The 21,576-nt window shown below is 65.4% G+C and carries 18 protein-coding genes, 1 tRNA gene and 1 pseudogene; 5 read left to right on the top strand and 15 right to left on the bottom strand.

Going from position 1 to position 21,576, the window contains the following annotated elements; genetic code table 11:
- Positions 1-12 precede the first annotated feature (12 nt).
- Positions 13-900, top strand: coding sequence for a neutral zinc metallopeptidase (locus KDG50_11120; protein MCB1865973.1), 888 nt, complete (start codon positions 13-15; stop codon positions 898-900).
- Between the two features lie 45 nt (positions 901-945).
- On the opposite strand, the gene KDG50_11115 is transcribed toward KDG50_11120, so the two are convergent.
- From KDG50_11115 to KDG50_11105, 3 genes are all read right to left on the bottom strand, one after another.
- Positions 946-1,311, bottom strand: a complete 366-nt coding sequence (locus KDG50_11115) for a TusE/DsrC/DsvC family sulfur relay protein (GenBank protein MCB1865972.1) — start codon at positions 1,309-1,311, stop codon at positions 946-948.
- A gap of 145 nt (positions 1,312-1,456) precedes the next feature.
- Entirely contained in the window at positions 1,457-2,008 is a 552-nt protein-coding gene (locus KDG50_11110) for a TlpA family protein disulfide reductase (protein MCB1865971.1), read from the bottom strand.
- On the bottom strand, positions 1,998-2,570 hold the full coding sequence (locus KDG50_11105; protein MCB1865970.1) for a hypothetical protein: 573 nt from the start codon (positions 2,568-2,570) through the stop codon (positions 1,998-2,000). Before KDG50_11105 ends, KDG50_11110 begins: the two co-directional genes overlap by 11 nt.
- A 148-nt stretch (positions 2,571-2,718) precedes the next feature.
- Between KDG50_11105 and KDG50_11100 the strand changes: the two genes are divergently transcribed.
- Entirely contained in the window at positions 2,719-4,356 is a 1,638-nt protein-coding gene (locus KDG50_11100) for a cation:proton antiporter (protein ID MCB1865969.1), read from the top strand.
- Between the two features lie 42 nt (positions 4,357-4,398).
- On the opposite strand, the gene KDG50_11095 is transcribed toward KDG50_11100, so the two are convergent.
- The 6 genes from KDG50_11095 to KDG50_11070 all read right to left on the bottom strand — a co-directional run bounded on the left by KDG50_11095 (position 4,399) and on the right by KDG50_11070 (position 11,572).
- A complete protein-coding gene (locus tag KDG50_11095) occupies positions 4,399-6,279 on the bottom strand; it encodes a PhoX family phosphatase (GenBank protein MCB1865968.1) in 1,881 nt (626 codons plus the stop codon).
- Positions 6,280-6,677: 398 nt separating this feature from the next.
- Positions 6,678-6,752 (bottom strand) — tRNA-Val (locus KDG50_11090).
- Positions 6,753-6,819: 67 nt separating this feature from the next.
- Positions 6,820-9,300: a carboxypeptidase regulatory-like domain-containing protein gene (locus tag KDG50_11085; GenBank protein MCB1865967.1), complete on the bottom strand. Its 2,481-nt coding sequence runs from the start codon at positions 9,298-9,300 to the stop codon at positions 6,820-6,822.
- 30 nt (positions 9,301-9,330) lie between these two features.
- Positions 9,331-10,161 carry a fimbria/pilus periplasmic chaperone gene (locus KDG50_11080; GenBank protein ID MCB1865966.1) on the bottom strand — a complete coding sequence of 277 codons (831 nt, stop codon included), beginning with the start codon at positions 10,159-10,161 and terminating at the stop codon, positions 9,331-9,333.
- A gap of 269 nt (positions 10,162-10,430) precedes the next feature.
- On the bottom strand, positions 10,431-11,003 hold the full coding sequence (locus KDG50_11075) for a hypothetical protein (GenBank protein MCB1865965.1): 573 nt from the start codon (positions 11,001-11,003) through the stop codon (positions 10,431-10,433).
- Between the two features lie 11 nt (positions 11,004-11,014).
- On the bottom strand, positions 11,015-11,572 hold the full coding sequence (locus KDG50_11070) for a hypothetical protein (GenBank protein MCB1865964.1): 558 nt from the start codon (positions 11,570-11,572) through the stop codon (positions 11,015-11,017).
- On the opposite strand from KDG50_11070, the gene KDG50_11065 reads away from it, so the two are divergent.
- From KDG50_11065 to KDG50_11055, 3 genes are all read left to right on the top strand, one after another.
- Positions 11,565-11,828 (top strand): hypothetical protein, encoded by a 264-nt coding sequence (locus KDG50_11065; GenBank protein MCB1865963.1) that lies wholly within the window; start codon positions 11,565-11,567, stop codon positions 11,826-11,828. The two genes, KDG50_11070 and KDG50_11065, sit on opposite strands and share 8 nt — an antisense overlap.
- Before the next feature lie 134 nt (positions 11,829-11,962).
- Positions 11,963-13,372, top strand: coding sequence for a glutamate--tRNA ligase (gene gltX, locus KDG50_11060; protein ID MCB1865962.1), 1,410 nt, complete (start codon positions 11,963-11,965; stop codon positions 13,370-13,372).
- Positions 13,369-15,057: a glutamine--tRNA ligase/YqeY domain fusion protein gene (locus KDG50_11055; GenBank protein ID MCB1865961.1), complete on the top strand. Its 1,689-nt coding sequence runs from the start codon at positions 13,369-13,371 to the stop codon at positions 15,055-15,057. The genes gltX and KDG50_11055 overlap by 4 nt, the downstream gene beginning before the upstream one ends.
- A 303-nt stretch (positions 15,058-15,360) precedes the next feature.
- Here KDG50_11055 and hemN read toward each other — a convergent pair whose 3' ends face one another.
- From hemN to KDG50_11025, 6 genes and pseudogenes are all read right to left on the bottom strand, one after another.
- A complete protein-coding gene (gene hemN, locus KDG50_11050; protein MCB1865960.1) occupies positions 15,361-16,752 on the bottom strand; it encodes an oxygen-independent coproporphyrinogen III oxidase in 1,392 nt (463 codons plus the stop codon).
- A gap of 74 nt (positions 16,753-16,826) precedes the next feature.
- Positions 16,827-17,234, bottom strand: a complete 408-nt coding sequence (locus KDG50_11045) for a CBS domain-containing protein (GenBank protein MCB1865959.1) — start codon at positions 17,232-17,234, stop codon at positions 16,827-16,829.
- Entirely contained in the window at positions 17,231-17,581 is a 351-nt protein-coding gene (locus KDG50_11040) for a P-II family nitrogen regulator (protein MCB1865958.1), read from the bottom strand. Before KDG50_11040 ends, KDG50_11045 begins: the two co-directional genes overlap by 4 nt.
- Before the next feature lie 15 nt (positions 17,582-17,596).
- A pseudogene (locus KDG50_11035) lies at positions 17,597-19,068 on the bottom strand (DUF1538 domain-containing protein).
- 119 nt (positions 19,069-19,187) lie between these two features.
- On the bottom strand, positions 19,188-19,754 hold the full coding sequence (locus KDG50_11030) for a HupE/UreJ family protein (protein MCB1865957.1): 567 nt from the start codon (positions 19,752-19,754) through the stop codon (positions 19,188-19,190).
- A 13-nt stretch (positions 19,755-19,767) separates the two neighbouring features.
- On the bottom strand, positions 19,768-21,489 hold the full coding sequence (locus tag KDG50_11025; protein ID MCB1865956.1) for a nickel-dependent hydrogenase large subunit: 1,722 nt from the start codon (positions 21,487-21,489) through the stop codon (positions 19,768-19,770).
- Positions 21,490-21,576: the final 87 nt, after the last annotated feature.

The raw sequence follows: 21,576 nt of genomic DNA, 5'->3' as shown, positions 1-21,576 counted from the left end.
AGGAACCGCGCGATGCGCTGGCGCAAGCAGAGACGATCACAGAACGTTGACGATCGCCGCGGCAGCGGCGGGATGGGTGGCGGCGGCTTCCCGCTACCCGGCGGCGGCAAAGGTGGCGGCGTCCTGTTGCTGGTCATCGTCGTGGGCGCGATTCTGCTCGGCGCGGACCCGCAGACCCTGATCGGCATTCTCGGCGACGGGTCGTCCGGCGGGCTGTCACCGGGCTACGAAACCCAGACCACGGGCACCCAGGGCGTGCCGGAAAACGACGAACAGGCCCAGTTCGCGTCCGCGGTTCTGGGTTCGACGGAAGACACCTGGTCGGCGATCTTCAAGGCAGCCAATCAGCAGTACCCGGCGCCGACCCTCGTGCTCTACTCGGGTCTGACCCGCTCGGCCTGTGGCATGGGCTCGGCGGCGGCCGGGCCGTTCTACTGTCCCGCGGACCAGAAGCTCTACATCGACCTCGCGTTCTTCCGGCAGCTGAGCGGCATGGGCGCGCCGGGTGATTTCGCGCGGGCCTACGTGATCGGCCACGAGGTCGGACACCATGTCCAGAACGTCGTCGGCACGGCCGAGAAGGTGCGCAAGATGCAGGCGCGCGCGGGCGAGTCCGAATCAAACGCCCTGTCGGTGAAGATGGAGCTACAGGCGGATTGCTATGCGGGGGTTTGGGCAAACCACGCACACAAAACCCAGAACCTGCTCGAGGAAGGGGATGTGGACGAGGGGCTGGCTGCCGCCGCGGCCGTCGGGGATGACCGCCTGCTCAAGCAGGCCGGTCGCGCGGTGCGCCCGGAGTCGTTCACGCACGGCACCTCACAGCAGCGGCGCGAATGGCTGCTGCGCGGGCTGAAAAGCGGCAAGCTCTCCGACTGCGATACGTTCGCCTCGCTTTGACGACGCGCGTGGTCGGCTGATCACCGCCCAGCTGTTATCCGCAAGTCAGAACGAAATTCCGAACGAGCCGTCCTTCGCGCCATCCGGCGCGGGGAGGCCCGCCAGCCGGCTGCCCTGTGCGACCGGACCCTTCGGAAACAGCCGGTAGAGGTATTTCGAGCCGCCCTGATCGGCGAATGCTTCATTGAGCATCTCGCTCAGATCGCGCGCATGTTTCGCGGGGCCGGCTTCGGCGAACTGCTCTCGCAGAAACGCCAGTACCTGCAGGTGTTCGTCGCCGAGATCCAGCCCTTCACCTGAAGCCAGCTCAGCGGCGTGGGCCGGTGACCAGGGTTCCAGATCCAGCAGGTGACCTTCCGGATCGGCCTGCATTGCGTCGGGATCGCGCAGATATTTGCTTACGTCGGGCATTGCAAACTCCTCTGATCGTTATCGTGTTTGTGTGATCTGATTCTGGCACGCGCCCGGCCTGATTCCCACCCCAAAATCCGCGCGAATCCCGTCACGCTTGGGCGGCTGCACGGGCCGAACGACCCCGTTCACCGCAGTGTCGCGATCAGTGCGGCGCGCCGCCGGCGGCAAGCTCGCGAAGCTTTGCGATGAGATCCGGATGGTCGAATTCGCGACCGCCGACTGCGCGATAGGCGATGCGCCCGACCGGGTCCACGACATAGGTCGTCGGCAGACCGCGAATCTTCCACGGCTCCATGCTTGTTGCCTCGGCATCGAACAGCATCGGAAAGGTCGGCGCCGGGGTCAGCTGACCGGTGAACGAAAACACGGTGTCGAAATCCTCGCCGACATTCACGGCGATCACGCGAATCTTCTCATCGGCGGTTTTCAGATGCAGGCGTTCGAGCGCCGGCATCTCGCGCCGGCACGGCGGGCACCAGGTGGCCCAGAAATTGACGACCACCACCTCGCCCCGATAGGCGGCCAGATCGACCGGCTGTTCGTCCAGGTTCGGAAATACCAGCGCCGGCGCCGGTGGCATCGTCGGGCTTGGCGTCAGCTCCGCCGTCAGTGGCGGCAACTCCTGCGCAGCAGCTCGTCCCGCCGAGAGCAGCAGGGTCAGCGCGACTGCCTGAATCCACCCATCAGTTCGCACAGCGCACCCCTTCGAGTGTGGCGGAGAAGGCCTGATCGCCGACCTTCCAGTGCGCGGTCAGGTCGAACACGGTAGCGGCCGGCAAGCCGGTCGTCAGCATGCCCTGGTTCCAGTCGCCGGGTTCGTAGGCCTGACTGGGCGGAAACTGCGCCCAGCGGAAGGCAACGAGCTGCGGTTTGCCCAGGCCCTTGTCGGTCCAGCGCTGCATCCAGTCGGCCACGGCCAGCGGCGGACGTACGCCCTCGGCGCTGCGTACCTTCCAGTCCTGTAATACGAACTCCACGGTGCCGCCGGCCGCGTCGTTGCGCAGCACGGTCATGTAGACACAGGCGGTAGCGAACCGCTCGGCGTCCTCGGCGCTGAATCCGCGATTGACGTAGAACGCGCGCGCCTGGTCCGGAAGGATCTGGGTCAGTGACAGCGCAACGCCGTGCGCGCTGGTCTTCCAGGTTTCCGACCCGGTCGTCGGATCGACGTCATGCTGCGTCTGCGCGCACACCGCATCCGTGCAAACAAGCAACCAACATGCGGTGAGGGCGCTGGCGCGAAGGCGGGGTTTCATGAGCTGCACGCGCAACGTATACGGATCGGAAACGGAAACCTACACTGCGGCAATTGAGCATTCAAGCCGCAGTCAGGGCTACGATAGACAATCACGCGCGACATGTCATCGCGCATGAATTGCGGCCTGTTCCCATTGTTGCGTCATGATGACTGAATCGCTGTTTGCCTCGATCGACTACCGCGATCCCGTCTGGATCGCGGTCGCGTTCGCATTCGGCTATCTGGCGTCGGTCGTGCGTCTGCCGGCAATGGTCGGCTTTCTGATGGCCGGGTTCGCGCTCAACGGGCTCGGTGCCGAGGGCGGGGCATTCCTGAACGAGATGGCGGATCTCGGCGTGACGCTGCTGCTGTTCTCGATCGGCCTGAAACTGCGGCTGCGCCAGTTCGCGGGCGCCGAGGTCTGGGGCGTCGCCAGCGTTCATCTGCTGGTGACCACCGGCCTGTTTGCGGCCCTGCTGATGTTGTTCGCCTTTGCCGGCCTGGGAGCGGCCGGAGCGCTCGACTGGCCGGTCGCCATCTTGCTGGGCTTCGCGCTGTCCTTCTCGAGCACCGTCTTCGCAGTCAAGCTGCTCGAAGAAAAGGACGACATGGCCGCCTGGTATGGCCGGATCGCCGTCGGCATCCTGATCATCCAGGACATCGCCGCCGTCATTTTTCTGGGCATCTCGACGGCCAAGGTGCCGTCGCCGCTGGCCGCGATCGTGATCGTAGGCATCATTGCCGGCCGCCCGCTGTTGCTTAGGCTGCTGGAACGCGCCGGTCACGGCGAACTGCTGGTGCTGTTCGGACTCGTCCTCGCCCTTGGCGGGGCCGGCCTGTTCGAGCTGGTCGACATGAAGGGCGACCTCGGGGCACTGATCTTCGGGGCGCTGCTCGCGGGCCACGCGAAAGCCAACGAACTGTTCAAGGCGCTGCTGAACCTGAAGGATCTACTGCTGGTCGGCTTTTTCCTCAGCATCGGCATGGCCGGTGTGCCCGAGCTGTCGATGCTGCCGATGGTGGCGATTCTGGCGCTCCTTCTACCGATCAAGACGGGCCTGTACTTCTGGCTGCTCACGCGGTTTCGTGCGCGGGCCCGTGCCGCGACGCTTGCCGCGCAGGTGCTCAGCAACTACAGCGAGTTCGGACTGATCGTCTGCACCATCGCCGCGGCCAATGGCTGGCTGTCCCCGGACTGGATCGTGATCATTGCGCTGAGTGTGGCGGTGTCGTTCGTTGTGGCGGCCGCGCTGAACGCCCGCGCCGACGAGAACTACGCGACCCTGCGCGCGCGACTTCGACGCTTCGAGACCGGCCAGCGGCTCGCCGGCGATGAACCCGTCGTATTCGGCGACGCCCGTGTGCTGGTCTGCGGCATGGGCCGCGTCGGCGGCGGCGCCTACGAGGCGCTGGCCGGCGATTTCGGTTCGTCCGTCGTCGCCGTGGATCTGAATGAGGAAACGGTCGCACGCCACCTCGCGGCGGGGCGCAATGTCCGTTTCGGCAACATCACCAATCCGGACTTCTGGGCGCGTATCGACCGTGACGGCTTCCGGCTCGAATGGATCCTGCTGGCCATGCCCACGCTGCATGCCAATCTGACCGCCGCGCGACTGGCGCGTGCCTGGGGGTTCAGCGGCAAGATCGGCGCGAGCGCGAAATTTCCGGACGAAGTCGAAACGCTGGAAGCCAATGGCGTCGACGTCGTGTTCAACATCTACGCCGAGGCCGGGCGCGGCTTCGCGACCCATGCGCGGTCGCTGTTTGACGGTGACACCGGCGGGGATACGATCCGTCCCGGCTGAGGCTGATGGTTCAGCCCCGACGGCGGTTGTAACACAGGCCCGTCAAGACCCGACTATACCGCCGTCCTTGCGGGTGATGACCATCGTCGCGTCGCGCGGGACCGTGATGCCGTCGGTGACTGCCGGGAAGTTGGTCAACGCCGGGTCACCATTTCCCGGGTGCTGGATATTGACGAACATCGTGCGTCGATCCGGGGTGGTGGCGATCCCGGTCACCTCGCAGCCGGTGACGCCGGTGAACAGACGGCGAAGGTCACCGGTGGCAATGTCGGCCACCAGCATCTGATCGTTCAGACCGCCGGGCTGCGAGCCATCGGTCTGGATGAACAGGCGACCGTCCGGGTCCGCCCACAGTCCATCCGGCGAACCGAAGGCGTTCTCGCCGCCGTGGGTGTCCTTGGCGATCAGGAAGACCTCCCAGGTAAAGCCCAGACCGACGAACTGCTCGCTATCCATCCAGCGGATGATGTGCCCATCAGGATTCGGTGCCAGCGGGTTGGCCGCATTCGGCGTCGTGCGGCGACTGTTGTGGGTCAGGGCGCAATAGACATGGCCATCGGGCGCGACGGTCGTCCATTCCGGACGATCCATCGGCGTGGCGCCCAGCAGATCAGCCGAAATCCGCGCATAGGTCAGCACCTCGGCCTGATCCGAAAAGCGCGCGGCGAGCAACGGATGGTCGATGGTCAGCTCGAGCCAGTCGCCGGTGCCGTTGTCGCTGAATCTCGCGACATACAACCGGCCGTCGTCCAGCGGGCTGATCCCGTCGTCGAGCATCCGCCGGTAATGACCGGAGGAGACGAACTTGTAGATGTAATCGAAGCGGTCGTCATCGCCCATGTAGACCACCGCACGACCTCCACGACCGATGGCGACTGCGGCACTTTCGTGCTTGAAACGTCCCAGGGCGGTGCGCTTGACGGGTGATCGCGTCGCGTCGAAGGGATCGATCTCGACCACCCAGCCGAAGCGGTTCTCCTCGTTGACGTAACCCGGATCGGACAGATCAAAACGCCGGTCAAACAGGTGCCAGCCATAGCCGGAGCCACTCGCGCCGAATCCGTAGCGCGCCTGCTCGGCCGTCGCCTGCCAGTCCGCCGCAAGCCTGCTGGCGCCGAAGTAGGCGTGGAAATTCTCTTCGCAGGTCAGATAAGTGCCCCAGGGAGTCGTGCCACTCGCACAGTTGGCGAGCGTGCCGAGCGCAACGTTCCCGTTCGGTGTCAGCAGCGCCTTCGAGCCGGCGGCCGGCCCGCTGATTGCCATCGGCGTGTTGGCGTGAATCCGGCGCGCGTAATCGCTCGCGACCGGCCGCCAGCGGCCGTCGCGCTTTTCGATCTCGACGACCGAGACCCCGTGGGCGCGCTGCGAAACGCGTACGTCCTCCAGCGAATCCGGCGCGTTCTTGCCGAGCACATGCTTATTCGTACCGAATTCGTGGTTGATGGCCAACAATCCACGGCGGTTGCCGCGCCCGAAGCGAGCACGAGTTTCGACGCGTTCACGACCGTCACCAGAGCCTCCATCTTCCGGATGGATCGGGAAATACGCCATGCCGTCGTGACCGATGCCAAGCTGCAGTGCCTGATCCGCGGCATTCGGCGGATACCGGAACCCGGGGCCACCCGGCTCGATCGGGTCGCCCCAGGGAATGAGAATATCGAACTGGTATTCGGACGCGATGCCCGGCCAGGGGCCGGAGCCCTCGGCGATGGGTACGGGTGTGAAACCCAGCAACGAGTCGGCCCGTTGATTCGCCCCACAGGGCCGGTGACCGGCGGCGGCAAGTCCCGGGAAGAACGTTGCCGCACCGGCGGCCAAGCCGCCGATCAACGCCTTCCGGCGTGACACAAAGACCTGCAATACATCCGCAAACGGCCGATTTCCGGATCGATTGCTCATGTCTTCGTCATCGTCACGATTCATCCGGTTCGACCAGGCAATGGGAAATCGTCACTTACCGCGTAGCGGAACGTGAAACGGCGCCGTGGCCCCGCAGCGGGCAATATCGGCGACGATCCACAGTCAGTCAAACCACGGTCTTGCAAGGTGCCCGCTGTTGGATTCAGCGTTTCCCGCGGGGCAGAGGGGGCAGCCATTTTCGGCGGCTTGTGGCCGTCAGGAATCAGATCGAGCGAACCCGCCCGGGCTGATAACGGCCGGTTTCGACCCAACGAATTGCGCGAGACGGGGGGCAATCCCGTTCGAAGCGCGGCGACGCCGGTGGCAAATTCTCGCGCGTTACGCAAACTCGCGATTGTTGGTCGAGGCGTCGAGGACCACTTAAGGGCCGTCTTCAACGACTCGCCGGGCTTTGAATGGATTGGTGGGCGCGGCTGGGATCGAACCAGCGACCCCTGCCGTGTGAAGGCAGTGCTCTCCCGCTGAGCTACGCGCCCCGATGAGGGAATCGTCGCGGCGATTGTAGGGATGCGCGCCGGGGCGGGTCAACGCGCACGGCGAAAGTCACGGACCGCTCGGCGGCACGACGAGGTCCTGTCCGAAGCGATGCCCGTCGACGTGCAGCGACTGGCGCACATGGCCGTTGATGCGCAGCTGGTAGTTGCCGGGTGCGACGCGGTCGAGGCGGTACAGTCCGAACCGGTCGGTCACCGCGCGGCGCAGCTCATGGCCGTCGGCGGTCGTGAGTTTGACCACCACTTCCGGAACGGACTGGCCGTCCGCATCGCGCACCCGTCCGGCGACGCCGTAGAACACCCGGGTGTCGAAATCCACCCGGGTCGTCGCGGCCGGTGCCACACGGGCCAGTCGGCCACGGTGCTGGAGTTCCAGCTCGATCGGCAGATGTTCGGCATCGAGATCGACCTCGCGGACACCCTCGGCGATCCGATCGGCGAAGTAGCTGCCATCGGCGGACGTGCGTGCAACGACGCGACCGTCGACCAGCACCGCGATGTCGCCCAGGCGACCGCGGTAGGTCGCCGGGGCCTCGATGCGCCCGGCGAGGATGCCGAAGCGTTCGTCGATGCGGGTCGCGCGCGCAGGCTGGAGCCGACCACCGACCAGCGCGTAATCCAGGCGCATGGTCAGGAAGATGCGCTGCTCGCCAGTACCGTCCGTGCCATACGGGGCAGGGTCATCCTGCCAGTCGAGGCGCAGCGTGAGACCCGGCGTCGGTTCCATGCCCAGCGCCCCCTGCCAGCCGGTGCTGCCTTCGGAATAGAGCGGTCCGAACTCGGCAAACGGCCGTCTTGGATCATTGGCCTGCCAGCGCGCGAGCGCCCCGTAGCGTGCGGGTGCATCGCCACCGTCGCGGCCGAACACCCTCAGCCGCCAGTACGGCGAGATGCGCTGATCGAGTTCCGCCCAGACTGCGTCCTGGTGGTGCACGGACAGGCGCGTGTCCGCGCTCAGCGTGTAGTTCAGGTCCGCGACATAGTCGCCGTCCTCGTCCGGCCGTATCGAGAGCGCCAGGCGCGCGTTCGGTCGCCACTGTGCCGCCGGTCGCAGAAACGTCACGCGCCGGTCGTCACTGCGCCGGGCCCGGCCGATCAGAGCCAGTTCCAGCCTGCGATCGAAGCGCCGCGACAGCTCCGCGTAGTGGTCGTGGGTCTGCTCCGCGTCCGGGTCCAGAAAACCCGCCTCGCGGAAGATCGAGAACGCTCGCAGGCGCCAGGCGGGCCAGCGCGCGTCCAGCGTCGCGCGCGTGCCGAAGCCGCTCTCACCGACCGCGACCGCGGTCGAGGCCAGCCAGCGCGCGCCGAATCGCCAGACCAGCCCCGCGCTGGCGAACTCGCGTTCGGAATCGCTCTGCACCGTGGTCTCGAGGGTCAGGTCGCGCGTCCAGCCCCAGCGCGCCTGTGCGAATCCCGCTGCGCCGTCGGATTCGCTGCGGCTGACCCGGTCCGATAGCGGATTGCCTGAGACGCCAAGACCGCCCTGGACCAGGCGTACGCCGGCCGGCAGCAGGTTCGCCGACAGCGCCTGCGAGTGATCGTCGATGCCCGTGGGGATGCCGTTCGAGCCGTGTTCGAACAGGTAGACCTCGATCCGGCCGTAGCCGCTGGTGCCGAGGCTCACGCCGTCGAAGTCGTACTCGCCGTTCAGCAGGATCGGCTGTACGGCGATCGTGCGCCCGTCGACCCGCAGTTGTGCGCGACCGCCCGGCGGACCGTGGCCGGCGAAGCGTTCGAGCGGCCGCAGCGCACGGGGCAGCAGTTCGCCCGGCTGCAGTCGACGCTGGAAGATCGCATTCGGGTGGTCGGTCCATGCGGCCTGCACGCCGGTGAGTTCCAGGCCCGGCAGGAGCGGGTCCAGGTGCAGGTACTGATGCCCGACGAGCCAGAGCCGATCGCCGTCGCGTCTGAGCCAGGCGTAGTCGTAAAAGTCAAAGTCCGTGCGATCCGAGTGGCGCCCGCGCACCAGCCAGCGCCCGCCGTACAGGCCGCCACCGAGCAGGGCATCCGTGGTCAGGCGCTCGTCGCGGCGGTTCGAGTCCTCCCAGCGGGTCTCGACCGAGAGCACCGAAAGGCTCGCCGACTGCGGCTCGAAGTCCGGCGCGACGGGAGTTTCGCGATCGGCCCGTTGCCGCCGGCGGGTCGACCACGGCAGGTCCAGCCGGATCGCATACGCGGACGGCCTGAAGTCGAATCCAATCGCGAGACGCTGCCGGATGAACGTCTCGGAGAGGTAGTGCAGACCATCGACCTCCAGCGTCTCGGCCGCGGAGGCGTCCGCTTCGCCGAGCGGGGTCGTCAGGTGGTGGCGGCCGTCCGTCCGGCGGCTCCAGTCGATTCCGGTCAGCTCGCAGAAGCGTTCCAGCGGCAGCCAGAAATGCCGGTCGCGCAGGACTTCAAGCGTCGCGACCTCGCGGCCATCGAGCACGATTGCAACGAGCAGATGCTCAATGACCGGATCGGTCGACTGCGCGTGGCCCATCCGCGCCAGACCGGCACAGACGAGGATCGCGAAGAGGGCCGCCCGCACACGGTGCGCCGAACACCGCACCGGCGTGCGTCAGCGCGCGCCCGCGCCCGTGCGCTCTGGTGGGCGCACCTCGAAGGCGAGCGACTGATCCAGTGTCTGGTCCGCGATGGCGCCGCTCAGCCGTACGCGGTACTGCCCCGCGGGCAGCGATTTGCCAATGGTTTGGCGCAGCATGCGACGTGTGCCGGGGAGCACGGGTCGCGTGGGCAGGGGGCCCGACTCCAGCACCGTCGCGGCATCGCCGGGCCCGGCCGCAAACACCTGGTAGTCGCCTTTCGGGCGTACATTGGCGTTGCCCACGCTTTCGATGTCGAGCACGAGATCACGTCCACGCGCCGTATCCTCGACCGCAACCCGGTGCAATCGCGTGTTGCGATGGACCGGTTCCACGAGCCCGTAGACGGCCACTCCGTAGCGGAAACGAAAACGGATGCCGGTTTTCGCGGGCGCGGGCGGCAGAACCTGGTCGAAATAGATCATTCCGCGATGTTCGCCCGGCGCCGGTTCGACGCGCGGACGAACCGCGAACCGCACCGTCTGCGAACGTTTTGGCGCCACCGTGAAGCGCAGGGGATTGATGATCATCCAGGAATCGAGCGACTGCTCCTGTGGTGCGATGATCTCCACTTGGCTGTCGTCGTCCAGCCGCCAGTTCGCGGTCGAAACCTGCACCTCGATCGGCTCGGTGCCGAGGTTATGCACCTTCACCGCACCGCTGGCGCCAGCCGCATCCAGGGCAAGCTCGATGTTCGGCGGGCTGATCGCGACCTGTGGGGGCGGTGCCGGTGGATCGGCGGCCACTGCAACACCAAGACAGATTGATGCGAACAGCGGAAAAACTCGGGCGTAGGTGGCGCGCATGGGGGCTAGTGGGCCAAGTGGAAAGTTCTGTAACACTCAGCCACGCCACAGGCATTGTGGGCAAGGCGCAGTCCGCAGGGAATGGCAGGCCCTTTCCAAGGACTGCAACACCGCCCACGATGCCTGTGGCGCGGCCCTTCGGGAGCCGCTGTGCGCGCGCGACTCTGTGTTGCGTTTCTTGCCAAGGGCGGGGCCATTGCCCGCGAAACGCGCCTTGATTCGCACTCGCACTGTGGCTCTGAGTGTCATAGAACTTTCCACTTGGCCCACTAGATCCGGCCGAACTCGATGATCAATGTACCGGAATAGCGCCCGGCCCGAGTCGCTTCGCCAAGGTCAAATTCGAGTTCAACACCACCGTCGACAATCACCCCGTCGTCACCCGACGAATACCAGTCCAGCGGCAGGGGTTGCACCTGAATCGCGATTCGGGATTGCGGCGCACTGTCGTGTTCGAGCCAGCCGTCAGCACCGACGCCGGCCTGATAGCGCACACTCAGCGAGGTGGCTTCGGCGGCATCCCGGACGCGCAGACGCCACAGGACCGGCAGGGTACGACGGGCGATCAACGATGTCGGGGAAACACCCGCCGGTGCAAACCGGTCGCCGGCACGACCGAGATCGACCTGTTCGTGCGGCGAGACCAGGCTGAGATCGGCGGCCCCCAGCGATTCGAGCAGCGGCCGTGGATGCACGACCAACTCACCGACCTCGCGCGGCGTCGGCAGCGGGGCTTCCGCCACGGTATGCAGTCGATCGAACGGCGCCGCGTCAGCGAGCGCCGTCAGGCAGGAAAGAAACCCCGAGCAGAGCACCGCGCGCGGGACATCCGCGCGCGGCATCGTTGCAAATCTCAGGGCGTCGTGGCTTCCAGCGTGAACACGCCGTCGTTGTACGTGCCCGCTGTGGTCGCAAGTGACAGATCGAGTGACAGGATGACGTCGCCGTATTGCGGGCTGACCAGCCCCGGTGAATCGAAGTTGACCGTTCCCGCGCCCTGGGTACCGCCTGCGGTGTCCACCTGGGCATCCGTAATGGTGATGGTGTCGCCACCACCCTCGGTCAGCGTGTCGTCGGTGACGACAATCTCAACGGTGTTGGTGCCGGCCGCGGTGATTGAACGTACCGCCCAGGCGTTCTGGATCGTCAGATCAACATCTGAGGGATCGTTGGTGGGGGCCGTCGCGGTCATGGCCGCGTCGCCGGAAAACGGAAAGGCGCTGACCGTGATCGCACCCGCGGTGCCTTCGTCGACCTCGGTCCCGCCGTAACCCAGCATCTGGGTCAGCGCGGTCGCGTCGATCGTCACGTCGAGGTTGCTGAAGTAGTGCAGGATCGTGATGCCGCCGAGTGTGATGTCGATATCGACGTTGACCTGGGCGGTGGCGGCGTTGTGGCCCAGCATGGCCACTGCGGCGGCCAGTACGGCAGGGCTCTTATTAAGACGTGGTTTCATCGTTTCCACACTCCTGAAGGCTCTGAAAATGGCGTCGGATCTTGTTTTGCGTCTCGCGGTACGGATGCATCGTCCGGATTTTCGCGCGACTCCCGGCCGGTTTGGACGCACCACCGGCAACTACGAAGGATTCTGGTATCAATATGGAAGCAACGCAAGTATCGTGCCGACCGGCAAGCCGGTGAATCGGGGGTTCCATCGCCAGATTTGATGATTTAGCTCAGTTTCGAGGCAGAAAGTGACGTTTTGTGGTGGTTCGGGGCGCACCGCGCAGACGCGCAACGTGCCGGTTTCGCGTGTGGCCCGGGCTGCTACAATCGCGCGTTTTCCGCACCGTCGATTCGCATGACCGTCCGCACCCGTTTTGCCCCGAGCCCGACCGGCTATCTGCATGTCGGTGGCGCCCGCACGGCGCTGTTCAGCTACCTGTATGCACGCCGCCATGGCGGGGTTTTCGTGCTGCGCATCGAGGACACCGACCGCGAGCGCTCCACGGCCGAATCCGTCAACGCCATCCTCGAAGGCATGGCCTGGCTGGGGCTGGAATACGACGAGGGGCCGTTCTACCAGACCGAACGATTCGACCGGTACAACGCGATCATCGACGAGTTGTTGGGGGCAGGGCATGCCTACCGCTGCGACTGCTCGCGTGAGCGGCTCGACGAACTGCGCGAATCGCAGCGCGCCGCCGGGCTCAAGCCGCGTTACGACGGTCGCTGTCGCGCACGCAATGTTTCGGCCACCAGTGAACACGTCGTGCGGTTTCGTAACCCGGATGCCGGCACGGTCGTCGTCGATGACCTGATCCGTGGACCGGTCGCCTTCGACAACGCCGAGCTGGACGATCTGGTGATCCGCCGCAGCGACGGTACGCCGACCTACAATCTCAGCGTCGTGGCCGACGATCTGGACATGCGCATCACGCATGTGATCCGCGGCGACGATCATCTGAACAACACGCCGCGGCAGATCAACCTGCTGCGAGCGATCGGCGCCGAGCTGCCGCGCTATGCCCACGTGCCGATGATTCTCGGCGATGACGGCCAGCGCCTGTCCAAGCGCCACGGCGCGGTCAGCGTCATCCAGTTCCGCGACGATGGCTTTCTGCCGGAGGCGCTGCTCAATCATCTGGTGCGGCTCGGCTGGTCGCATGGCGATCAGGAGCTGTTCACGCTCGACGAGATGATCGGCCACTTCGATCTCGGCGCGGTGAACAAGGCCGCCGCTTCGTTCAACACCGACAAGCTGAGCTGGTTCAACCAGCACTATCTGAAAAGCGCGGACACCGGGCACATCGCGACGCTGCTACGGCGGCATCTAGGCGCACTCGGCATCGATCCGGACGACGGACCGCCCGTTGCGGAGGTCGTCACCGCGCAGCGCGAGCGCGCGACGACACTCGTCGAGATGGCCACGCAAAGTGCCATGTATTTTCGCGATTTCGATGACTTTGACGCCGATGCCGCCAAGGCCCATCTGCGTCCGGTCGCACTGCCGGCGCTCGAGGCCGTGCGCGCGGAACTGGCGAAACTTGACGCATGGGACGGCGCCGAGGCCTGGGCGCGCGTCCAGCAGGTCGCTGAAACGATGCAGCTCAAGGTCGGCAAGGTCGCGCAGCCTTTGCGCGTCGCCGTCACCGGGCGCGCCGCATCACCATCGATCGATGTGACACTGGCGCTGATCGGCCGCGACGCCACGCTGCGAAGGCTGGATCGCGCAATCGAATTCACGCGCGCACGGGAAGCGGTGGCATGAGCGCGACCGAAGCGGACCGCCCGGCGCACTTCATCCGCCAGATCATCGAGGATGATCTCGCCGCCGGCCGGCATCGTCGCATCGTCACACGCTTTCCGCCGGAGCCAAACGGTTATCTGCATATCGGCCATGCAAAGTCGATCTGCCTGAATTTCGGTCTGGCGCTGGATTACCCGGATTCGATCTGCAACCTGCGCTTCGACGACACGAATCCGGCGAAAGAGGATGTCGAATTCGTCGACTCCATCCAGAACGACGTGCGCTGGCTCGGCTTCGACTGGGACGACCGGCTGTACTTTGCGTCTGATTACTTCGAGCGGATCCACGACTGCGCGGTTGCGCTGATCCGCGCGGGCAGGGCCTACGTCTGTGATCTCAGCCCGGACGAAACGCGCGAATACCGTGGCACGCTGACCGAACCCGGTCGCGACAGTCCGTATCGAGAACGATCCGTTGAAGAAAACCTCGCGCTGTTCGGCGAGATGCGCGCCGGCGCCTTCCCGGACGGCTCGCGCACGCTGCGCGCCCGCATCGACATGGCATCGGGCAACATCAACCTGCGCGATCCCGTGCTCTACCGCATCAAGCACGGAGCCGTACATCACCAGACCGGCGCGACCTGGTCGATCTACCCGAGCTACGACTTCACGCATCCGCTATCGGATGCGTTCGAGTGCGTGACGCATTCGCTGTGCACGCTGGAGTTCGAGGATCACCGGCCGCTGTACGACTGGGTGATCGAAAACTGCGCGACCGAATGTCGGCCGCGACAGATCGAGTTCTCGCGTCTGGAACTCGAGTACACCGTGCTGTCGAAACGCCACCTCACCCGGCTTGTGAACGAAAAGCACGTTTCCGGTTGGGACGATCCGCGCATGCCGACCATCGCCGGTCTGCGCCGACGCGGTTATACGCCGCGCGCCATTCGCCTGTTCTGTGACCGCATCGGGATTACCAAGGCGGCGAACCAGGTCGAGCTGTCGCTGCTGGAAAACACCGTGCGCGAGGATCTGGACACCCACGCACCACGGCGCATGGCCGTGCTCGATCCGCTGAAACTCGTGATCGACAACTGGCCGGCCGGCGAAACCGTCACGCTCCACGTGCCGAACCATCCGAAAGACGCCGCGATGGGCGAACGCACGATCGAATTCGGCGGAGAACTGTGGATCGACCGCGCGGACTTCCGGCCCGAGGCGAACAAGAAGTTCAAGCGTCTGGTGCTGGGCGGCGAGGTTCGGCTGCGCAATGCGTTCGTCATCCGCTGTGACTCGATCGAGCACGACGAGGACGGCAGCATTCGCAAACTGCATTGCAGCTACGACCCGGAAACGCTCGGCGCCGATCCGGTCGGGCGCAAGGTGCGCGGCGTCATCCACTGGGTGAATGCCGCGACGGCCGTGCATGCGGAAGTCCGGCTGTACGACCGGCTGTTCACGGTTGCGCGTCCAGGGGCCGGTGGCGCGGATTTCGTCGATCAGCTCAACCCTGAATCACTGGTCGTGCGCCAGCACGCGAAACTCGAACCGCTGCTGGCCAGCGCCGAACCCGAACAGCCCTGGCAGTTCGAGCGCGAGGGCTACTTCTGCCGCGACAAGACGAACACCGAGGACGGGCAACCGGTCTTCAACCGCGTCGTACCCCTGCGCGACACCCGCGGCGCGCAGGACAACGAAGCCGGTTAGGGCGCGCAGCGTCGCCGGGTGCGCACCGCGCACCGTTGAAGCCGATGGAACCACGTTTGAACGGCAGAGGCGCGGAGGACGCAGAGAAAATTTCCTGCCGCGAAGCGTGCGCCCCTTGCGCCGCCACGCCGGGATATTGAATCAGGCGCCGGTTTGAACCGCCAGGCCGGGTAGGGAGCGCACCGCGCACCGTTGAAGCTCAAGACCGGGAAAATTCTCTGCGTGCTCCGCGGCGCTGCGGTTCAAAATCAGCCGAACCCGGTGCGCTGTGCGCACCCTACATGGCTGCACCGCGTAGGGCGTTCAGATCACACGCGAGAAGCGGTTGGGCTGGGGTGTGGATTCACCGCGATAGCGGTCGAACGCCCCGCAGATGTTGCGTACCAGCAGCCGGCCGCGATCGAGCACCTGCACGACTTTGCCGTCGATACGCACCATGTCATCGGCGGCGAATTCGCCCAGACGCTCCAGCGCCGCGGTGAAATAATCGGCGTTTTCGATGGCAAAACAGTCGCAGACATCCGTCAGATCGGTGCGCAGGTTGCAGATCAGGTCCATGATCACGCGGCGGCGCACGAGATCGTCGCGATTCAGCGCAACGCCACGCTCGATCGGCAGTCGGCCCTGGTCGATTGCGGCGACGTAGGCGTCCAGCGTGCGCGCGTTCTGCGCATACGCCGTGCCGAGATCACCGATCGCCGTCATGCCCATACCTACAAGCGTGCACTCCGGGCGCTCGGTGTAGCCCTGAAAGTTGCGGTGCAGGCGGTTCTGGCGCTGCGCGCGGGCGAGTTCGTCGTGCGGGCGCGCGAAATGATCCATGCCGATGAAACGATAGCCCGCGCCGGTCAGACGTTCGATCGTGGATTGCAGGATCTCGATTTTTTCCGCGGGTGATGGCAGGTCCTCGGCGCGGATGCGGCGCTGCGGCTTGAAGCGTTCGGGCAGGTGCGCATAGTTGAACACCGCGATGCGGTCCGGGCCGAGTTCGATCACGCGGTCCAGAGTTTCGCGGAAGGTCTGCACGGTCTGAAACGGCAGGCCGTAGATCAGATCGAAGTTCACCGAGCGGTACTTTTCCTCGCGCGCGGCGTCGATGATCGCCTGCACGAGTTCGATCGGCTGCTCGCGGTGTACGGCCTCCTGCACGCGCGGGTCGAAATCCTGCACGCCGATGCTGATCCGGTTGAGGCCGAGACCGCGCAGGTCCGCGATCATCTGGCCATCGGCCTCGCGCGGGTCGATCTCGATCGAGTAGTCGCCGCTGTCGTCGCTGCGCAGGCTGAAATGCCGGCCGATGTGCGCAATGAGATCGCGCAGTTGGTCGATGCTCAGGAAGGTCGGCGTGCCGCCGCCGAAATGCAGTTGGTCCACGCCACGGTCGCGGTCGAACAGTTCCGCCTGCATTTCGATCTCGCGCTTGAGGCGCTCGAGATACGGCAACGCACGTTCGCGTTGGCGGGTGACAATCTTCGAGCAGCCGCAGTAGAAGCAGACGTGCGCGCAGAACGGGATGTGGAAATACAGCGACAGCGGCGAGGGGATTGGGTCGTGATTGGTTTCGCGCGCGTGCCGCTTGTAATCGGCCTCGGAAAAATCGTCCGAAAACTCGACCGCGGTCGGATACGAGGTATAGCGCGGCCCCGGCCGGTCGTGGCGGCGAATCAGTTCCGGGTCGAAAACGATCTTGTCCATGGATTCATATCAGGTCGGCAGGCAGATTCTGAGCCATGCCGACCGTCATGCGTTTGACCTGCATCAAGGGCGTATCAGGGCATGCGGTCGCGCAGGCCGCGCAGCACGATGCCGGTGAAGCTGACCACCCCGACCGGTTCGTCGCCGTCGATCACCGGGGCGCGGGACAGGTTGAAGCGGTCGAGCAGCCGCGCGCAGTAGCGGATATCCATTCGCGACGGCACGCTGATCACGGGCTTGGCCATGATTTCGTAGACGTTCACGCGCTCGGGCGCACGGTTCGGCGCGATGACGTGGCGGGCGATGTCCGACAGCAGCAGGGCGCCGAACTCGTCGTTGACATCGCGTTTGCGCACCAGCATGAGCTTGTTGTCCGGATACTGCATCGCGTGCAGCGCCTCGGCGATGGTCGCGCGGCCGTCGATCACGTCGACACCACGGTGCATGACCTCGGCGACGCGCACGATCGTCTCGTCGTTCATAGTTCGTCCTCCACTTCTTGAAGCAGTACGTTCATCTGCTGGGAAATTCCAACCGCGTCCTCGACCGCGATCTGAAACGCGATGCCCGAGCCGGGATCGGCGTCGAACCGGGCCACCTGCGCGATGTGCTCCAGAATCGCGCGGCTGCGATGTTCCTCGACCAGCAGCATGACCACATCGCGCGGCGTTTCCAGTGACAGACCCAGAAACGAGCGGGTGGGCTCCAGGCCTTCGCCGCGGGCGCTCGTGATGACCGTGGCGCCGGTGGCGCCGGCCTCGCGCGCGGCCTGGAGGACGGCCTCGGTTCGCTCGTCTTGTACCAGTGCGATCAATAACTTGAATCTCATATCGAATCCTCCGGGTCATTCTTTGGCGGCGCGCCTCACGCGCGCGCGCCAGTGCGAAATCTGCGCGTAACCGAGCACGGTCATGATCGGGAAAAGGCTCGCGAAGGCGATCAGTCCGAAGCCGTCGAGCAGCGGGCTGCGCCCCGGGATATGCGAGGCGAGACCCAGGCCCAGGGCGGCCACCAGCGGTACGGTCACCGTCGAGGTCGTCACGCCGCCGGAGTCGTAGGCGAGCGCAATGATCATGCGCGGTGCGAACGCCGTCTGGATCAGCACCAGCACATAGCCGGTGATGATGTAGTAGTACAGCGGCGTGCCGGTCACGATGCGCCATGCGCCGAGCGCGATGCCGATCGCCACGCCGATGGCCACGGCGAGGCGCAGCGGCCACGCCCCGATGGCACCGCCCGAGACCTGTCCGGCCTTGATCGCGACGGCGATCAGCGAAGGCTCGGCGAGCGTCGTGGCAAAGCCGATCGCGGCCGCGAAGGCATACACGGTCAGATATTCCGGCGCGAACGGGCTGCCGCCCGTATAACCGGCCGTCAACTGTTCAGCCATGAGCTTGCCAAGCGGAAACAGCGCGACCTCGAGCCCCTCGAGAAACAGCGTCAGCCCGAGCAGTACGTAGACAAAACCGGCCACGATTCGCCTTGGATGCTCGATCGGCTTGCGAATGACGGCGACCTGGAAGACCACGATCACCAGCGCAATCGGGGCGACATCCCACACGGTGCCCGCAAGCGTGTGCAGGAGGTGCAGCAGGCGCTCGCTCATACGACCATCCCGTAGCCCATGACGAAAATCATCGGCGTCAGCGAGGCGAACGCGATCAGCCCGAAGCCGTCGACCAGCGGGTTGCGGCCGCGGATGCTGGAGGCGAGCCCGACGCCCAGTGCCGTTACCAGCGGCACGGTGATCGTCGAGGTCGTCACGCCGCCCGCGTCGTAGGCGATGCCGATGATTTCGTGTGGCGCGAAATAGGTCATCACCACCACGCCGATGTAACCACCGATGATCAGCGCCGGCAGCGGCCAGCCGAGCGCGATGCGCAGCACGCCGAGCACGATCGCGAAACCGACTGAGACCGCGACGGTGTAACGCAGGCCCGTGGCGTAGCGGTCCCTGGCGTCGGCGGTGGATTCGATCATGCCGCCGTCGGCCGCGACCACGGCCGCTTCGTCGGCAACGGCGATCAACGCCGGCTCGGCGACCGTGGTGCCGAAGCCTAGCGCGAAGGCAAAGGCCAGCAGCCAGAACAGGCTGCCCTTGCGCGCAAACGACCAGGCCAGCGATTCGCCGATCGGAAACAGGCCGAGCTGGAGTCCACGCACGAACAGGGCAAGGCCGACCAGCACCAGTGCGGTGCCGTACAGCAGCTCCCAGAACCGAGGCAGGGGCTGACCGAGGACGACGATCTGGAAAAACGCGATGACCCCGATGATCGGGGCCAGGTCGCGGGCACTTTCAAGCAGGTTTCGGGACAGTCCGCTCAAGCTCGGATCAACGCCACGGAAAATCGCCTGGCGCCGGGCACCCGAGTGTTCTGGGGCAGCGACGCTGCGCCAAGCGCAGTGTGAAAGGGCCTGGTGGGCCTAATGGCCCACTAGTGTAACGCCCAGGCCAGTCCCGTTCCGGCGGTCGCGATCAAGATACCGAGCAGGCGAACGCCACCCGGATGCAGCCACCGGCCGACGCCGAGGCCGCCGGCGTACAGCACGAGTGTCGAGAGCAGCAGTCCGATCTCGAAGTCGATCTGTCCGGCGAGTCCCGTCGGTGCGGCATGGACGACGGCCTGCAGTGCGCCGGCACCCGCGGCCAGCAGCCAGGCGATCCATTCAGGAAACCGCAGGGCAGCCGCGACCACCAGCCCGACAATCGCGACCGAGGCCGGCAGCGCCACGTGCAGACCAGCGCCCGCGGGCGCCATCACCGCCAGCCCGTAACCGGCCGCAACGCCAAAAAACAGGGCGCTGGCGATGCTCCAGTAGCGTTGCGGCCGGGAGATCGCCGCCCAGAGCCCGAGTCCTGTCACCACGAGCAGATGGTCCGTTCCGGTCAGCGGATGGGCCAGCCCGGCGCCGAGCGCCAGTGCATCCGGCGGATGCGCGTGCGCGCAGGTCATTGCCAGCGCGGACAGGAGGACGGCGAAAAGTCGAATCAGAAATCGCATTGTCAACGCTCCATTAAAGCACACGGACCTGAACGAGCTCCTCGCCATCCGGATCCGTGACATGCACCGCGCAGGCGATGCAGGGATCGAAGCTGTGGATGGTGCGCAGGATCTCGATCGGCTGTTTCGGATCATGCAGCTGATGGTTGTCCTGCAACGCGGCCTCGTAGGGTCCGGGCTGATTCTCGGCATCGCGCGGACCGGCATTCCAGGTTGACGGCACCACGGCCTGGTAGTTGTCGATGATGCCGTCCTTGATCACGACCCAGTGTGCAAGCCCCCCGCGGGGCGCCTCGGTATAACCCACGCCACGGGCCTCGCGCGGCCAGGTCGATGGCGACCACTGCGTCTCGTTGAACGTCTTGGTGTCGCCGGACTTGATGTTCGCGACCAGCGTGTCGTACCAGCCCTGCATCGCCTCGACGATGATCTTGGTTTCGAGCGTGCGCGCGGCGGTCCGCCCGAGTGTGGAGAACAGCGCTCGCGCGGGCAGGTCGAGTTTCGCGAGCGTCATTCCAACCAGCTCTTTCGTCATCTCGTGACCGCTGGCATACAACGTCAGCACACGCGCCAACGGGCCGACCTCCATGACCTTGCCTTTCCAGCGCGGCGCCTTGAGCCAGGAATAGGACTCCTCGACGTTGAGCTGCCTGTATGGCGGCTTCGGGCCGGTGTAGTTCAGATTCGTTTCGCCGGCGTAGGGGTGCAGGCCGGTCGCCTTGCCGCCGGTGTAGTCGTACCAGGAGTGGCTGACAAACTCCTTGATCTCGTCCGGGCTTTCCATGTCGATCGGATGAATGGTCGACAGGTCGCGATCCAGAATCACGCCGGGGGGGATCAGGAAGCTCGACGGATCACCCATGCCCTTGGCCGGAAAGTCGCCGTAGCAGAGGAAATTGCCCACGCCCTCGCCACGTTCGCCCCAGTCCTTGTAGAAACCGGCAACGGCGAGTGTGTCCGGGATGTAGACCTGATCCACAAAGGTGCGCATGTGGGTGATTACATCCTGCACCTGGGCGAGTCGCTTTGCGTTGATCGCCGAATCGGAATTCAGATCGATCGGGCTCGGCACCCCGCCGACCAGGAACATCGGGTGCGGATTCTTGCCGCCGAAGATCGCATGCAGTTTGACGACATCGCGTTGCCACTCCAGCGCTTCGAGATAGTGCGCAACGGCCATCAGGTTCGCCTCGGCCGGCAGCTTGTAGGCCGGATGGCCCCAGTAGGCCTTCGCGAAGATGCCGAGCTGGCCGGCGGCCACGAAATCCTTCAGTCGCTTCTGCACGTCGCGGAAGTAACCCGCCGAGCTTTTCGGCCAGTTCGAGATCGACTGGGCAAGTTCGGAGGTCGCCTTGTGGTCGGCCGACAGCGCCGAGACGACGTCGACCCAGTCGAGCGCGTGCAGGTGGTAGAAGTGCATGACGTGGTCGTGCACGTACTGCGCGGCGATCATCAGGTTGCGGATGATCTCGGCATTCGGCGGAATCTTGTACTTGAGTGCATCCTCGACCGCGCGGATGGAGGCGACACCGTGCACCAGCGTGCACACGCCACAGATGCGCTGCGCGAAGGCCCATGCATCACGCGGATCGCGCCCCTTCAGAATCGTTTCGATGCCTCGCACCATCGTGCCGGACGAGTAGGCCTGGGCGATATTGCTGCCATCCATCTGCGCCTCGATGCGCAGGTGGCCCTCGATTCGCGTAATCGGATCGACGACGACTCGTTCACTCATCGTTTCGTACCTTGGTTAAAAGCGGACGGCCGCTGCGGCTCGGCGGAATAAAACGCGCCCGGAAGTATTTTCTGCGTCGAACGCCGG

This window comes from Chromatiales bacterium (assembly GCA_020445605.1).
In the GTDB taxonomy this organism is placed as follows: domain Bacteria; phylum Pseudomonadota; class Gammaproteobacteria; order JAGRGH01; family JAGRGH01; genus JAGRGH01.
The sequence above is the reverse complement of the archived record's forward strand: the minus strand, read 5'-3'. Positions and strand labels throughout refer to the sequence as shown.